Source organism: Pseudomonas sp. NyZ480 (genome assembly GCF_029537255.1).
Taxonomy (GTDB): domain Bacteria; phylum Pseudomonadota; class Gammaproteobacteria; order Pseudomonadales; family Pseudomonadaceae; genus Aquipseudomonas; species Aquipseudomonas taiwanensis.
This window is the reverse complement of the sequence record NZ_CP120626.1, coordinates 2,794,930-2,809,199: the sequence shown is the minus strand read 5'-3', so window position 1 is coordinate 2,809,199 and position 14,270 is coordinate 2,794,930. Positions and strand designations below refer to the sequence as shown.

The 14,270-nt window shown below is 64.4% G+C and carries 16 protein-coding genes; 12 read left to right on the top strand and 4 right to left on the bottom strand.

The window, feature by feature from the left end:
* The first annotated feature begins 52 nt into the window (after window positions 1–52).
* From P3R38_RS12805 to P3R38_RS12750, 12 genes are read left to right on the top strand one after another with little or no spacing between them, the layout of a single operon-like run.
* Window positions 53–1,828, top strand: coding sequence for a GspE/PulE family protein (locus tag P3R38_RS12805; RefSeq protein WP_023380656.1), 1,776 nt, complete (start codon window positions 53–55; stop codon window positions 1,826–1,828).
* The gene (locus P3R38_RS12800) at window positions 1,812–2,591 is read left to right on the top strand and encodes a hypothetical protein (RefSeq protein WP_023380655.1); all 780 of its coding nucleotides are present in this window, start codon (window positions 1,812–1,814) and stop codon (window positions 2,589–2,591) included. The genes P3R38_RS12805 and P3R38_RS12800 overlap by 17 nt, the downstream gene beginning before the upstream one ends.
* Before the next feature lies 1 nt (window position 2,592).
* Complete coding sequence (locus tag P3R38_RS12795; RefSeq protein ID WP_023380654.1) at window positions 2,593–3,135, top strand: PilN domain-containing protein; 543 nt, start codon at window positions 2,593–2,595, stop codon at window positions 3,133–3,135.
* Window positions 3,122–3,673 (top strand): type 4a pilus biogenesis protein PilO, encoded by a 552-nt coding sequence (pilO, locus tag P3R38_RS12790; protein WP_027906922.1) that lies wholly within the window; start codon window positions 3,122–3,124, stop codon window positions 3,671–3,673. The genes P3R38_RS12795 and pilO overlap by 14 nt, the downstream gene beginning before the upstream one ends.
* The gene (locus P3R38_RS12785) at window positions 3,673–4,173 is read left to right on the top strand and encodes a hypothetical protein (protein ID WP_023380652.1); all 501 of its coding nucleotides are present in this window, start codon (window positions 3,673–3,675) and stop codon (window positions 4,171–4,173) included. Before pilO ends, P3R38_RS12785 begins: the two co-directional genes overlap by 1 nt.
* Entirely contained in the window at window positions 4,170–6,044 is a 1,875-nt protein-coding gene (locus P3R38_RS12780; protein WP_023380651.1) for a secretin N-terminal domain-containing protein, read from the top strand. The genes P3R38_RS12785 and P3R38_RS12780 overlap by 4 nt, the downstream gene beginning before the upstream one ends.
* The gene (locus tag P3R38_RS12775; protein ID WP_023380650.1) at window positions 6,041–6,514 is read left to right on the top strand and encodes a type II secretion system protein; all 474 of its coding nucleotides are present in this window, start codon (window positions 6,041–6,043) and stop codon (window positions 6,512–6,514) included. Before P3R38_RS12780 ends, P3R38_RS12775 begins: the two co-directional genes overlap by 4 nt.
* 5 nt (window positions 6,515–6,519) lie before the next feature.
* Entirely contained in the window at window positions 6,520–6,894 is a 375-nt protein-coding gene (locus P3R38_RS12770) for a type II secretion system protein (protein WP_023380649.1), read from the top strand.
* A complete protein-coding gene (locus P3R38_RS12765; protein WP_027906923.1) occupies window positions 6,869–7,396 on the top strand; it encodes a type II secretion system protein in 528 nt (175 codons plus the stop codon). Before P3R38_RS12770 ends, P3R38_RS12765 begins: the two co-directional genes overlap by 26 nt.
* Window positions 7,393–7,785 carry a curli production assembly/transport protein CsgE gene (gene csgE, locus P3R38_RS12760; RefSeq protein ID WP_023380647.1) on the top strand — a complete coding sequence of 131 codons (393 nt, stop codon included), beginning with the start codon at window positions 7,393–7,395 and terminating at the stop codon, window positions 7,783–7,785. Before P3R38_RS12765 ends, csgE begins: the two co-directional genes overlap by 4 nt.
* Window positions 7,782–8,195 (top strand): curli assembly protein CsgF, encoded by a 414-nt coding sequence (locus P3R38_RS12755; protein WP_023380646.1) that lies wholly within the window; start codon window positions 7,782–7,784, stop codon window positions 8,193–8,195. Before csgE ends, P3R38_RS12755 begins: the two co-directional genes overlap by 4 nt.
* A 35-nt stretch (window positions 8,196–8,230) precedes the next feature.
* The gene (locus tag P3R38_RS12750) at window positions 8,231–9,082 is read left to right on the top strand and encodes a CsgG/HfaB family protein (RefSeq protein ID WP_023380645.1); all 852 of its coding nucleotides are present in this window, start codon (window positions 8,231–8,233) and stop codon (window positions 9,080–9,082) included.
* A gap of 161 nt (window positions 9,083–9,243) precedes the next feature.
* Here P3R38_RS12750 and alkB read toward each other — a convergent pair whose 3' ends face one another.
* The 4 genes from alkB to P3R38_RS12730 form a co-directional block, all read right to left on the bottom strand.
* Window positions 9,244–9,888, bottom strand: a complete 645-nt coding sequence (gene alkB / locus P3R38_RS12745; protein ID WP_104881743.1) for a DNA oxidative demethylase AlkB — start codon at window positions 9,886–9,888, stop codon at window positions 9,244–9,246.
* Window positions 9,889–10,054: 166 nt separating this feature from the next.
* Entirely contained in the window at window positions 10,055–11,500 is a 1,446-nt protein-coding gene (locus P3R38_RS12740) for a curlin (protein ID WP_104883882.1), read from the bottom strand.
* A 16-nt stretch (window positions 11,501–11,516) separates the two neighbouring features.
* Window positions 11,517–11,990, bottom strand: a complete 474-nt coding sequence (locus tag P3R38_RS12735; RefSeq protein WP_023380642.1) for a curlin-associated protein — start codon at window positions 11,988–11,990, stop codon at window positions 11,517–11,519.
* Between the two features lie 15 nt (window positions 11,991–12,005).
* On the bottom strand, window positions 12,006–14,240 hold the full coding sequence (locus P3R38_RS12730) for an Ig-like domain-containing protein (protein WP_104883883.1): 2,235 nt from the start codon (window positions 14,238–14,240) through the stop codon (window positions 12,006–12,008).
* Window positions 14,241–14,270: the final 30 nt, after the last annotated feature.

The window sequence follows — 14,270 nt, the reverse complement described above, 5'->3', positions numbered from 1 at the left end:
GCGGCCCTGACTGAAGCAGCCAGCGACGCGCCCCTGAGCGGAGTCGCAGGCCATGACCGATGTCGTCGATACAGCCAAGGAAGCCTCTGAGCCTGCACCGGCCCTTTCGCGGGTAACCCCCCTCCCACAGGACGGCTTTGCACGCCGAGACGGCGCCGAATCGGCGGACACCTCGGCATGGGTTGCATACCCCCGTGAGCTCCTGGCCCAGGCCCGCCAGCAAGCTTGCGGTGAACGCCTGCTTACCTGCCTCGAACGCCTGGCCAACGATGCCCCCGATACCTTCACCCGTCGCCTTGGCGCCACCCTGCATTACCCAGTGCTGGGCAGCCAGGCGCTGCTGGCCAGCACCGCCTGCTTCGACACGGTCAGCCTGGCCCAGTGCCTGAAACGCGAGTTCGTACTGATTGAGCAGGGCGGGGAGCGCCTGGGTGTGTTCGCCGACCCCTTCGAACCGGCCCGGCTGGCCTGGATCGACGACATTCTGCAAGGTGCGCCACTGTACCTGACCCACGCTGCCGACCTGGCCACTTTTCTGGCCCGCCATGAAGAAAGCTTCCACGCGGTCGACGCCCTGGGCCACGAAAACGAGGCCAGCAACGAGAGCGACCCGCTGCAACGCCTGTCGCTGGCCAGCATCAGCGAAGACCAGAGTCGCGTGGTCAAGCTGGTCAACTCGACGCTGTACGATGCCCTCAAGCAGCATGCCAGTGACATCCACCTGGGCATGACCGGTCAGGGCCTGACGATCAAGTACCGCATCGACGGCGTGCTAAATGGCGCCGGCAAAGCCAGCGGCAGTGCGTTCGCCGACCAGGTCATCTCACGGATCAAGGTCATGGCCGAGCTGGATATCGGCGAGAAGCGCGTCCCTCAGGACGGCCGCTTCAAGGTCGCCGTGGGCGAGCGGCAGATCGACTTCCGGGTCTCGATCATGCCCAGCATCTTTGGCGAAGACGCGGTGCTGCGGGTACTCGACAAGCAAGACTTGTCCGACCACGTCAGCGGCGTGCAGTTGCAGGCCCTGGGTTTTGCCGACGAAACCCTGCGCGCCCTGCGCCGGCTGGCCGCCGAACCCTACGGCATGATACTGGTCACCGGCCCCACCGGCAGCGGCAAGACCACCACCCTGTACGCAATGATCAGCGAGATCAACCACGGGGTGGACAAGATCATCACCATCGAGGACCCGGTCGAGTACCAGCTGCCGGGTGTGCTGCAAATACCGGTCAACGAGAAAAAGGGCCTGACCTTCGCCCGCGGGCTGCGTTCGATCCTGCGTCATGACCCGGACAAGATCCTCGTCGGAGAGATTCGCGACCCGGATACCGCACAGATCGCCGTGCAATCGGCGCTTACCGGTCACCTGGTGTTCACCACCATCCACGCCAACAACGTCTTCGATGTGATCGGCCGCTTCAGCCAGATGCAGGTCGACCCGTACAGCTTCGTTTCGGCACTCAATGCCGTGCTCGCGCAGCGCCTGATCCGCCTGGCCTGTCCCCACTGCGCCACGGCCCATCAACCAGATGACGAAACACTGGCCGCCTCGGGGTTGACCAGGGAAGCGGTCGTCGGTTGGTCGTTCGTGCGCGCCCAGGGCTGCGGCCAGTGCCGTGGAAGTGGCTATCGCGGGCGTAGCGCCATCGCCGAGTTACTGCACCTGGACGACGACCTGCGGCAGATGATCGTCGAACGCCGCCCCGTGTCGCAGATCAAGTCGCTGGCCTGCCAGCGCGGCCTGCGCCTGCTGCGGGCGTCGGCCCTGGACCTGGTCCGCGAGGGCCGTACCACCCTTGAGGAGATCAACCGTGTCACATTCATCTGATCGTTTCTGCGCCGTGCTTGGCGCCGAAGGTGTCGGCCTGGGTCGCTGGCACGCCAACCACCACCAATGGCTCGGCAGCCGCGAGTTTAGCTGCGACGCCGCCCAACCGAACTGGGTGCCTGCCCTGGAGGCGCTGGCCGGGCTGGTGGCCGAGCATGCGGTGCGTGGAGCACCGTTACGGGTACTGCTGTCGGCCCGCTACAGCCGCTTCTGCTTGGTGCCCTGGAGCGATGCCATCCACCATCCGCGTGAGCTCGATGCCTACGCCCGGGCGTGCTTCGAGAACCTCTACGGGCAGTCGCTAGAGGATTGGCGCATTGTGCTGTCGCCAGAGCCAGCCGGCAGCGCCCGTATCGCCACCGCGCTGCCGGAGGCCTTGCTGCAAGGACTGCAGGCCCTCGGTCGGGAAAGCCGCCTGAACCTGCGCTCGGTACAACCTTACTTGATGGCCGCCTACAACCGCTGCTCGGCGCGGCTGGAACAGGGGGACTTTCTGTTCGTGCTGGCCGAACCGCGCCGCAGCGTGCTGCTGTTGGCCGCAGGTGGCGCCTGGCAGCAGGTGCTCGCGCAAGGCTGCGCCGACACTGACCAGGCCTTGCAAGCGCTGATCGAGCGCACTTGCGAGCTGTACGGCGAGCATCCGCCACGGGTCTACCTGCACGCGCCGGGGCGGGGCGACGTGCCGCAACTGGAGGCGGTCCAGCTGTGCCAGCCGGCCAGCGAGGCCGACCCGCTGTGCGCCATGTGGCGGGCGGTGGCCTGACATGCGCCGCCTCGACCTGGAGTTCCAGCCCCGGCGCAGCGGGCCCTTGGCGTGGTCGCTACTGGCCGTGGGCGGTGTGCTGCTGAGCGCACTGCTGCTGGTTTTGCAACAGCTTCAGGCCGAGCAGATCGCCCTGGAGGCCCAGGTGCACAACCTGGAGCTGCAGTTGGGCCGCCGTCCGGCCACCGCCGCCCCGCAGAACAGCGCCGCCAGCCGCGAGCAGGCTGAACGCCTGGCGCAGATGCGCAGCGTCTCACAGCAACTGCAACGCCCCTGGCAGCAGCTATTCAGCATGCTCGAAGCGCAGCCGCAGGAAGACGTGGCGCTGCTGACCCTGACCCCCGACGCCCGCAAAGGCCAGGTGCGCATCGCCGCCGAGGCACGCAACCTGGAGGCGATGCTGCAGTACCACCAGCGCCTGGAAGCCAGCGCCGAGCTCAGCGACGTGTCGCTGCTCAACCACGAAGTGGTATCCGGCCAGCCGGAGCACCCCGTGCGTTTCACCCTGACCGCCACCTGGGAGACCGGCCATGCGCGTCCCTAGTCTGATACTTCACGAACAGCTGCGCCGATTCGGTCCTGTGGGACTTGCTGCGATGACCCTTGGCACACTGGCCCTGGCGATGGCGATTGGCGCTCTGTTGCCGCAATGGCAAACCGTGCGCGAGCTGCGCGCCGACGAGGCCGATGCCAGTGCGCAGGTGGAACGGGTCAAGCGTGGCGAACTGAAAATCGCCGTGAAGCCTGAGCAACAGGCGCTCGACAGCCTGCGCCAGCAATTGCCAGGGCAGCCCCAGGCCAGCGCATTGATCGAGCGCATGTACCACCTGGCTAGCGCAGAGCACATCAGCTTGGCGCGAGGCGAATATGCGCTGGGCATCGACCCCAAGACCCAGTTGGCACGCTACCAGATCGTGCTGCCGGTACGTGGCAGCTACCTGCAGATCCGCGGCTTCCTCAAAGGCTTGCTCAACCAACTGCCGACCCTGGTGCTGGAAGACCTTGAATTGCAACGCAAACGCATTGGCGACCGCGAGCTCAATGGCCGCCTGCGCATGACCCTTTATCTGTCGAGGTCGTGATGAACACTCAGCGCGCAGTGATGTGGATCGGCTTTCTCGGGGTGTCGGCGGCCCTGGCCTGGGCGCCTGGGCACTGGTTCGGCGAAGACCAGGCGTCAGACTCCATCGCTGGCAAGCCGGCGCCAACGACGGGCACGAAACAGGTCGCAACCGAAAGGGTGGCGATCACACCAGAACACGCTTCCAAAGATCTGTTCCCCAGCCAGCAATGGACCCGACCCCAGGCCCTGGCCATTGTCACCGAACAGCCTGTCCAGGCAGCGCCTGTCGTGGCCGTTGCCCCGACCGCACCCGAGCTGCCGTTCCAGTTCGTTGGACGCCTTGGCGACCGCGACGACCTGCAGATCTTCCTGCAGCGCGGCGAAAAACTCTACGTCGTGCGCCAGGGCGACGTGATTGACGATACCTACCGCCTCGATCGGGTCTCGGCCAACGAGCTGGACCTGGTCTACCTGCCCTTGCATCAGTCGCAGACCTTGTCTGTCGGGAGCGCACCATGAAGCCATCGAAGTCGTGCAAGCCTGCTCCGTTCTTGCTGTTGGCCCTGTGCGTGGCCATCGCAGGGTGTGGCTCCAGTGCGGTACGCAAGGACAGCGCCGAGCTGATGAAGGAAGGCCAGTACGAGGCGGGTATCGCCCGCCTGGAAGAGGCGCTGCGCGAAGACCCGCGCGACACCGAGCTGAACATCGCCCTGGCCCATGGGCGCCAGGCCGCGGTCGAGGCGCTGCTTGGCCAGGCCGATTCCGACCGCATCCGCCACGATTTCGCTGGCGCCCGGTTGGGGTATGGCCGGGTGCTCACCATCGAGCCGAACAACCGCCGCGCCCAGGAAGGCATCCGCCAGCTGGAGTTGATGCGTACCCTCGATGACCGCGTGGCCCTGGGCCAGGCCGCGTTGCGCCAGGGCGATCTGTTCGGCGCCGAGCGCTACATGCGTGAAGTGCTGCGCCTCGACCCACAGAACCAGAAGGGCATCATGCTGCGTAGCGACATCGAGAACGTCCAGGCCCGCACCGCCCAGCCGTTCCCGCAGCTGCGCAGCAAGCTCGAACGCCCGGTGACCCTTGAGTTTCGCGATGCCAACCTCAAGACCATCTTCGAGGTGCTGTCGCAGGTAGCGGGCATCAACTTCATCTTCGACAAAGACCTGCGCCCGGACATCAAAGCCACCATTTTCGTTCGTGAGGTGCGCATCGAGGATGCCGTGGCCCTGCTGCTGGAGCAGAACCAGCTGCGCCAGAAGATCGTCAACGACAACACGCTGCTGGTCTATCCCGACTCGCCACAAAAGACCAAGGACTATCAGGAACTGGTCATGCGCACCTTCTACCTGACCAGCATCGACGCCAACACCGCGTTGAACATGGTCAAGACCATGCTCAAGACCCGCGACGTGTTCGTCGACGAGCGCCTGAACACCCTGACCATGCGTGACACCCCGGACGCCATCCGCATGGCCGAGAAGCTGCTGCAGTCCCAGGACCAGTCCAACCCAGAGGTGGTGCTGGAAGTGGAGGTGATGGAAGTGGCCCGGTCACGCATCCTCGATCTCGGCCTGCAATGGCCGAACACGTTCGGCGTGCTGACCGATGACGGCAAGTCGGTCAGCGTGCTGGACCAGTTGCGAGGCATCGACTCCAGCCGCATCAGTATCTCGCCGGCGCCCCAGGCCAAGATCAATGCCCAGGACAAGGACATCAACACCTTGGCCAGCCCGGTGATCCGCGTGAGCAACCGCGAACAGGCGCGTATCCACATCGGCCAGCGGGTACCGATCATCAGCGCCACCTCGGTGCCGTCCACCCAAGGCCCGGTCATCACCGAAAGCGTTACCTACCTGGATGTGGGCCTGAAGCTCGAAGTCCAGCCGACAGTGCACCTGAACAACGAAGTGGCGATCAAGGTGGCGCTCGAGGTCAGCAACGCCACGCCGCTGGAGGCCACCCGTCAGGGCACCATTCCGGTCCAGGTCGATACCCGTAACGCCCAGACCAGCTTGCGCCTGCACGACGGTGAAACCCAGGTGCTGGCCGGTCTGGTGCGCAACGACCACAACGCCAGCGGTAACAAGATCCCGGGCCTTGGCGACATTCCGGGGCTGGGCCGCTTGTTCGGCAGCAACAAAGATGACATGAGCAAGTCCGAGCTGGTGCTGGCGATCACCCCGCGCATCGTACGCAACCTGCCGTACCAGAGCCCCTCGGACATGGAATTCGGCACCGGCACTGAGTCGGCGATGCAGGTTCGCCAGATGCGCCAACCACTGCCGTCCAGCGAAGCGCCGAGCGAGACCCCGGCCGAGGATGACGATGCACCAGTGGTCGACAGCCAAATGGCAGGCATGCCAACCAAGGCGAGCCCACGGCCATGAAACGCCATCAGCAAGGTTTCAGCCTGATCGAAGTGGTGCTGACCCTGGCACTGCTCGGGCTGCTCGCCAGCATGGCGGCGCCCTTGACCGAAACCGTGGTGCGCCGTGGCAAGGAGCAGCAACTGCGCGAAGCGCTGTACCAGATCCGCGACGGCATCGACGCCTACAAGCGCGCCTTCGATGCCGGCTATATCGAGAAGCGATTGAATGCCAGCGGCTATCCGCCGAGCCTGCAGGTGCTGGTGGACGGCGTGCGCGATGTGCGCAGCGCCAAAGGGGCCAAGTTCTACTTCCTGCGTCGCATCCCCCACGACCCGATGCTCGCGGCAAAGGATCAGGACCAAGGTGGCTGGGGCCTGCGAGCCTACGACAGCGACCCGGACAACCCCCGCCCAGGCGAGGACGTGTTCGATGTGTACTCCAAGGCCCGTGGCAAAGGCCTCAACGACATCCCCTACGGGCAATGGTGAACGCCATGAAACGCAGCCGCGGCTTCACCCTGATCGAACTGCTGGTGGTGATGGCGATCATCGCCACGTTGATGACCATCGCCATGCCGCGTTACTTCAACAGCCTGGAGAGCTCCCGCGAGGCAACATTGCGCCAGAGCCTGGCGGTGCTCCGCGAGGCGCTGGATCACTACTACGGCGATACAGGGCACTACCCAGAATCCCTGGAGCAACTGGTGGAGCAACGCTACCTGCGCAACACCCCGGTCGACCCGATCACCGAACGCAGCGATGCCTGGCAGCTAGTGCCCCCTCCGGAGGGCGTCGCGGGCGGCGTGGCGGATATCAAGAGTGGTGCCACAGGGAGGGCGCGTGATGGCAGCCTCTATGCCGAATGGTAAAGCCTGCGCAGGCTTCACCTACCTGGGCGTACTGTTGCTGATTGCCGTTAGCAGCATGGCCCTGGCCGCTACCGGCACGGTGTGGTCCAGCGCCGCCCAGCGTGAGCGCGAACGGCAGTTGCTGTGGGTCGGTGGCCAATACGCCCAGGCCCTGCGCAGCTACTACCGGGCGTCTCCTGGCCTGGCCCAGTACCCACAGGAATTGGCCGACCTGCTGCAGGACAACCGCTTCCCCGAAGCCAAGCGGCACATCCGCAAGCTGTACCCCGACCCAGTGACCGGCACCGCCGACTGGGGCCTGCTGCGCTCGATCGATGGGCGCATCACCGGTGTGTTCAGTCGTTCGGATGCGACCCCCTTCAAGCGCTCGGGCTTCGACAGCCAATGGTCAGCCTTCGAAGGGCTGGAACATTACAGCGACTGGCAGTTCGTCGCCGAACAGTCCTTCGGTGAAAGCGCTGGCGGCAGCCGTACCCACGCCGGTGGGGGAGAAGCGCCATGACCCGCCTGGCAGCCGTGTACCTGAGTCTGCTGCTGGCAGGCCCGCTGGCTCAGGCCGGTGGTGAGGACGAGATGATGGGGTTCATCGTCGATAACACCATCTCGCACATCGGCCACAACTTCTACAACGACTTCACCGACCGGCTGCGCGCTACCAGCCGCCTGGATTTCAACCTGGTGGTGCGCGAACGCCCGGATGCCCGGTGGGGCAGCCTGGTCACGGTGGAGTACGAACGGGAGGTGCTGTACCGGCGTTTTCTGCCACCCAATACCACCCAACTCAAAGAAGAGGCCGTCGCGGCCGCCGACCTGGTCAAGCAGCAGATCATCCAACGCAAGTTGCAACGCCTGCTGCAGGACACCACTGATCTGGAGAGGGATGAGCTATGAACACCCATGTTCCCCGTTGCGTCGCCATGTGCCTGGCGGCCTGTGCCTTGGCCAGCCAGGCCACGGAGCTGGTGTACACCCCGGTCAACCCCGCGTTCGGCGGCAACCCGCTCAACGGCACCTGGCTGTTGAACAATGCCCAGGCCCAGAACGACTACGAAGACCCGGACCTCAAGGACCGTAGCAAAGCCTTCGGCGGTACCTCGGCCCTGGAACGCTTCAGCAACCAGTTGGAGTCGCGGATGTTGTCGCAACTGCTGGACAACATCAGCAACGGCAAGACCGGGAGCATGTCCACCGATTCCTTCCTGATCGACGTGATCGACGACTCGGGTGCCCTGAGCATCAAGGTCACCGACCGCGCCACGGGAGAGACGTCGATCATCGAGGTCAGCGGCCTGAACCCCTGAGAGGGACAGGTATTCGATTTTGGGGAGAGCGCATCATGAAACGATTTCTGAGCACACTGCTGATTCTCGCCGCCCTGCAAGGCTTGCAAGGTTGCAGCCTGCGCGAGCCGATGCCGGCCGAACAGGACTCCGAGACCCCGACCCTGACGCCCAGGGCCTCGACCTACTACGATCTGATCAACATGCCGCGCCCCAAAGGACGGCTGATGGCTGTGGTATACGGCTTCCGTGACCAGACGGGCCAGTACAAGCCAACCCCGGCCAGTTCGTTCTCCACCAGCGTGACCCAGGGAGCCGCCAGCATGCTGATGGATGCCCTGAATGCCAGTGGTTGGTTCGTGGTGCTGGAGCGTGAAGGCCTGCAGAACTTGCTGACCGAGCGCAAGATCATTCGCGCCTCGCAGAAAAAGGCGGACGTGCCCGAGAACATCCAGGGTGAGCTGCCACCGCTGCAGGCTGCCAACCTGATGCTCGAAGGCGGCATCATCGCCTACGACACCAACGTGCGCAGCGGCGGCGAGGGCGCGCGCTACCTGGGCATCGACATCTCCCGCGAGTACCGGGTCGACCAGGTGACCGTCAACCTGCGGGCGGTGGATGTGCGTACCGGGCAAGTGTTGGCCAATGTGATGACCAGCAAGACGATCTATTCGGTCGGGCGCAATGCTGGAGTGTTCAAGTTCATCGAATTCAAGAAGCTGCTCGAGGCAGAGGTGGGGTACACCACCAACGAACCGGCGCAGTTGTGCGTGTTGTCGGCGATCGAAGCGGCGGTGGGGCACCTGCTGGCGCAAGGGATCGAGCGGCGCTTGTGGCAGGTGGCGGGGGAGGCCGGCAATGGCAAGGCTGAGGTGGACAAGTACCTGAGCCAGTATCAGCAGCAGTGAGCCGGCATGCAGGCGAGTGCCGTGCACTGCAGCTGTGGAGCGGCCCAAGGCCGCACCCACAGGGATGACGCTGACCCTGGCACCGACCCGGGTGTGTGCCGCTTCATCCAGCAGTGCCAATCCTTCCACAGGTCTGCCAAAGCGGGGTTCGACCAGCGGCGTCAACCCGCCTTGCGCAACGTCAAGTTGATCCGCCGCTCGCCCATTCGCGGATGAACCCCGGGCTTGACCGGCATCACCCCGTGAAACCGCAGCCGGTCCTCCCCACCCCAGACCATCACATCGCCATGGCTCAGTGGTACCCGTTGGGTCCGATCCGAGCGCAGCAAGCCGCCCAGCAGAAACACCGCGGGCAATCCCAGTGAAATAGACACGATCGGTTGGCTGAAATCCCGTTCATTCTTGTCCTGGTGCAAGCTCAGCCGGGTGCCGGGCAAATAGTGGTTGACCAGGCACGCATCCGGTACGAAACCTTCGAACCCCGCGACCTCGGCTGCGCGCCGGGCGAGGCCTAGTAACACCTGGGGCAGGTCCGGCCAGGGTTCGCCACTTTGCGGATCGGTCGGGGTATAACGGTACCCCTTCGCATCACTGACCCAACCCAGCGCCCCGCAATTGGTCAGGGCCACCGCCATGTGCTGGCCACCTGGGGTCTGCATGTGCCTGAAGGGTGCGGCACGCAGCACTGGGCGCAAGGCGTCGAGCAGAGGCTCCATCTCGGCCAAGGCGAAGCCGGGCAGCAGCACGGTGTGGGCGGCCAGGCGTTGCGGCTGGGGACCGAACAGGTCGAGATCGGACTGGATCATTACGCTGGTATCGGCGGTTGGGAGTGGTCATTCTAACGCTGCTGGTGCGGCTGGACCATTCGCGGGTAAACGCGCTCCCACACTTGGGGGCGCTGTGTGGGTGGCTTGCAAAAAAGGAACCGCGGCACCAGGGAGAGGAAGCACCGCGGTTCAAAGGGGGAAGGGGTCAGTGTTGGTTCACGGTAGCCGTGTTGCCGCTGCCCAACTGGCTGATGGTGGCGTTCTGGTTAGCGCCACTCTGGTCGACGAAGGCCTTGTTGTTCTGACCACCCTGGGTCACGTAGGCCACGTTGTAGGTGTCGGTCTGTTTGATGGTGGCTTCGTTGCCGCTCCCATACAGTTGATAGGTGTAGCTCTGGTTGCCGGTACCCGACTGGTCGAGGGTGATGGTGTTGGTGTTGCCCTTGGTCTCGCCGTAGGCATAGTTGTCGGTGCCGCGTTGGGACGCGATCAATACGTTGTCAGTACCGTTTTGCTCGAAGTACAACTCGTTGTACGTGTCGGCCTGGTCGGTCGTCATCGAGTTGTTGGTGCCTTTCTGGTTCAGGCGGGCCAGGTTGTCCGAGTCGTTCTGGGTGAGATTGACGGTGTTGCCATTGCCGTTCTGGTTGATCTCGGCGCGTTGGCGGGCACCGAACTGGCCGCCGAGCTTGTCGCCTTTCCAGTTGCTCGCCTGGATCTTGTTGCCGTTACCGTTGGTGGTCACGCTCAGGCTGTGGCTGTCGCCTTCCTGGTAGGTGAAGTGCAGGTTGTTGTTACCTGTCTGGGAAATGGTGGCGACGGTGTTGGTGGTCTCGAACTGATCCGACCAACTGGCGTTGCCCTTGCCGTTCTGATACAGGTTGGCCACGTTGCCCTCGCCGAAACTCTGGTCGATATAGCCTTCGTTGAGCTGGCCGCTCTGACTGACGTTGGCCTGGCTGCCGATCTGGTTGTCTTGCCAGACTTCCACGGAGTTGCCAGTGCCATATTGGTTGATGCCAATGGCACCACCGGTGCCGTCGCGCTGGTCGCCGTAGGCCCAGTTCTCCTTGCCTTCCTGATAGATCTGGACGTTGCCGTCGAGGTAGTTCAGGTGCTCGGCGGCCGCATAGTTGTCGGCACCGTCCTGGGTTATCACGCTCTTGTTGTTGGTGCCACCGAACATTTGCTCGACGAACGCTTCGTTGCGCTGGCCGGTCTGTCCGGTGATGGCCTGGCTGCCCATCTGCATGTCCTGCCAGATGGTCGAGCGGTTCTCGCTGCCTTGTTGCACCTGCAGCGTCTGATTGCCTTCGCCGTAGGACTGGCTGGCGAAGGCATCGTTGTAGTTGCCGCCTGCCTGTTGCTGGATCTGGCTGCCGTTCTCGCCGTATTGCTCACCGTATCCGGCGTTGTACGAGCCGGTGGCGCTCTGTTGAATGTCACTGGTGCTGCTGTCCTGCAGGGCCATGTGATTGTGACCCTTGCCGCTCTGGTTCTGTGTCGCCGAGGCGAAGGGAGCCAGGGTTTGGCTCACCTCGGCGATGTTCTGGTTACCGTTCTGGGACTGGTTCGAGTTGCTGTCGTCGGCCATGGCCTGGCCGGCCAGGGCCAGGACGATAGCGGCACTTAAAGGGGCGAGCTTGTACATGGTGGTGCCTCCAGGTCTATCGATATTGAGTGATCTGAACATGCTGGCCATTGCCGGCCTGGGTCACGGCGCTGCTGAGTCCCGAGCCGGACTGCTCGATGCTGGCGCTGTTGTTGTTGCCGATCTGCTCGATGGTCGCGCTGTTGCTGCTGCCGCTCTGGCGGATCGAGGCGCTGTTGCCATATCCCTGTTGGCTAATGCTGGCCATCAGGTCACTGCCTTCCTGCAGGATGAACGCCTCCTGCGCACCCCCGCCCTGGACGATGCGGCCCAGCAGGGCCTGGCCGTTCTGGTCGAGGGCGGCGCGGTTGCCCGCGCCTTGCTGCTCGATCACCGCTACCTGGCCGGCGCCAGCCGGCAGCAGGCGGATGATCACCGGGTCACCCAGGTCGTTGCCGGCCGCCAGGTCAGCGTTGTCCATCAGGTCCTCGGCGCCGTTGGCCTGGCCGCCGAGGGCCAGGCACAGCAGCAGTAGGTACAGGCGTTTCATGGCGTTCTCCCTGCCTTACTGCACCACCACGTTGACGGTGCGCGTGGTGCCGGGGCTGGTGGTTATCGTCGCCGTCGGGCTGGCCGTCGGCACCGCCGTGGTGCTGTTGCTGACCGACAGACGCCAGCGACCGTTGGCCGGTACTGTGGCGGTGCCTAGGGTCTGCACGCCGGTGGTGGTGGTCGCCCGGACAGTAACGACATTGCCGGTGGTCACCGATGAGGTACCGCTGAAGTCCCAGTTGTAACGGTTGTTCGAGCGGGCCGTGACCGTTGCGGTGGTGACCGTGAAAGTCTCCGCAGCCGGCCGTGGCGACACGTTGACCGTGACCGTGCCAGGGGTGGATGTAGCGCCGATGGAGTCACGTACCACATAGGTGAAGGTGGCCGGGAAGGCTGTGGTGACGGTGGCGGGTGGGGTATAGGTGACCGTGGCGCCGTCGGTGGTCACTGTGCCTCTGCCAGCAGCGGGTTGGCTGACACTGGCGACAGTGAGCGGCAAGTTGCCTTCAGGGTCGGTGTCGTTGGCCAATACGTTGATGGTGATGGGGACGCCCAGGGTGTTGACGGTGTCGGCCACGGCGGTCGGGGCCTGGTTGGGCGCAACGTTGATGGTGACAGTGGCAGGCTCGGACTTCAGGCCCTTGGCGTCCATGGCCCGGTAGGTGAAGGTGGCCACCACCGGCTGAGTGGCCCCGGCTGGCGGGGTGTAGGTCACCGAGGTCGTGCCGTTAAGGACTACGCCGCCCAGGCCCGTACCGGGTTGGGTGAGGTCGCTGAGGGTCAGCGGCACGTTGCCGTCTGGGTCACTGTCGTTGAGCAGCAGGTTGAGGGTGATCGGTACGCCGACGCTGGTGGCGCCGGTGTCGGCCTGGGCCAGCGGCGGCTGGTTGGCGGCTTCGACCGGGGCATTGCCGACCACCAGCACGGGCTCGACATCACTTCCGCCGTGGGCGGATTTCACCGTGACGGTGGCTGGTGGCTGCTTGAGGTCGTTGACCGTCAACGTCTGCAGGGTTCCGGACTTGGACATGCGCCCGTAGCCCTGGGCAACCAGATCGGGAATCACCACTTCGTCGCTGGAACGCGCCTCGATCACCAGGCGTTTGTTGGCCCAGTCATAGCGTGCAGTACTGACGTTGACCATATCGGACAGCTTGCTGGACAGGGCCGTGGGTTGGGTCGCCGCTGTGCTGCTGCTGGCGGTGACCACCACTACCGGAGGCGGTGCTGCTTGACTCAGTTGCTGGGCGAAGAACAGTCCGTTGTTGTCCGCCAACAGGTTGAACTCGCAGGGCGAGGGTGGCGTACCGACCAGTGCCAGGCCATTTCGCATGCACAGGTTGGCATCGCCTGGCGCTTTGGCGAACACTGCGACGCGCGTGCCGGAGCCGTCGCGCGAGTAGGTGGCGCGTTCCAGGCTCACTGGGGTCTGTGCGCGTTGGTCCAGCACTTTACCGGAGACGGTGAACTGATTGGTCGTGATGCTGAGGCCGTTCGGTCCTTCGATGAGTATGAAGTTGGTGTTGAACGGGCTGCCGAGCACAGTCTCGGTCCGGTTCGGATCACCGACGAAGGTTTCGCTGGCTCCGGTGTCCGGGTTGACCTCGACGTACGGCCCGGCTGCCCCGCGCAGGAACGGCCCGATTGCGCCGTTCAGCGCACCGGTGAAGTTGCCTGGCGCGCCGATGCCGATATCGCGGGTGATGTTGATCGCCCGGCGTCCGGGTGCGGTCACGTTGACCGTCTCGACGCCATAGGGGTGGGTGATCTTGTAGGTGCCTGCAGTGGGAACCGATACGCGGATGCGGATGCGGGCGAAGCTCTGCTGATCGCCATCGACCGGGTTTTCGGCGGCGAAGGCCGCCTCGACGCCGGCGACGTAAGCCTCAAGCTCGAAGCCGCTGTTGCCGACTGCCGGGATGGTGGCCTCGGCCAGGAACCAGAACATCTCTGGCGGCCAGTTATCGGGGAACACCAACGGCAGTGCGTCATCGTAGACACCCGGTTCCGGGAGCAGGGTGCACATATACGAAGGCGCGCCCGGTGCGCTGGGTACCCGCGAACTTGTGGCCCGCGACTGGCACAACTCCAGGGACAGGCCGTCCGCGTCCTTGTACCACATGGGGTAACCGCCGGTGGCGAAGGTATAGGGGCCGGGGTCGACTTCGGACAGCGCGGCCCAGGCCGCGCTGCTGATGGTCAGGGTGAAACCAGCGGCGCACAGCGCCCGGCGAGACCAAGTGTTCATGGTGCCTCCTTGAAGGCGAAACCTTTGTCT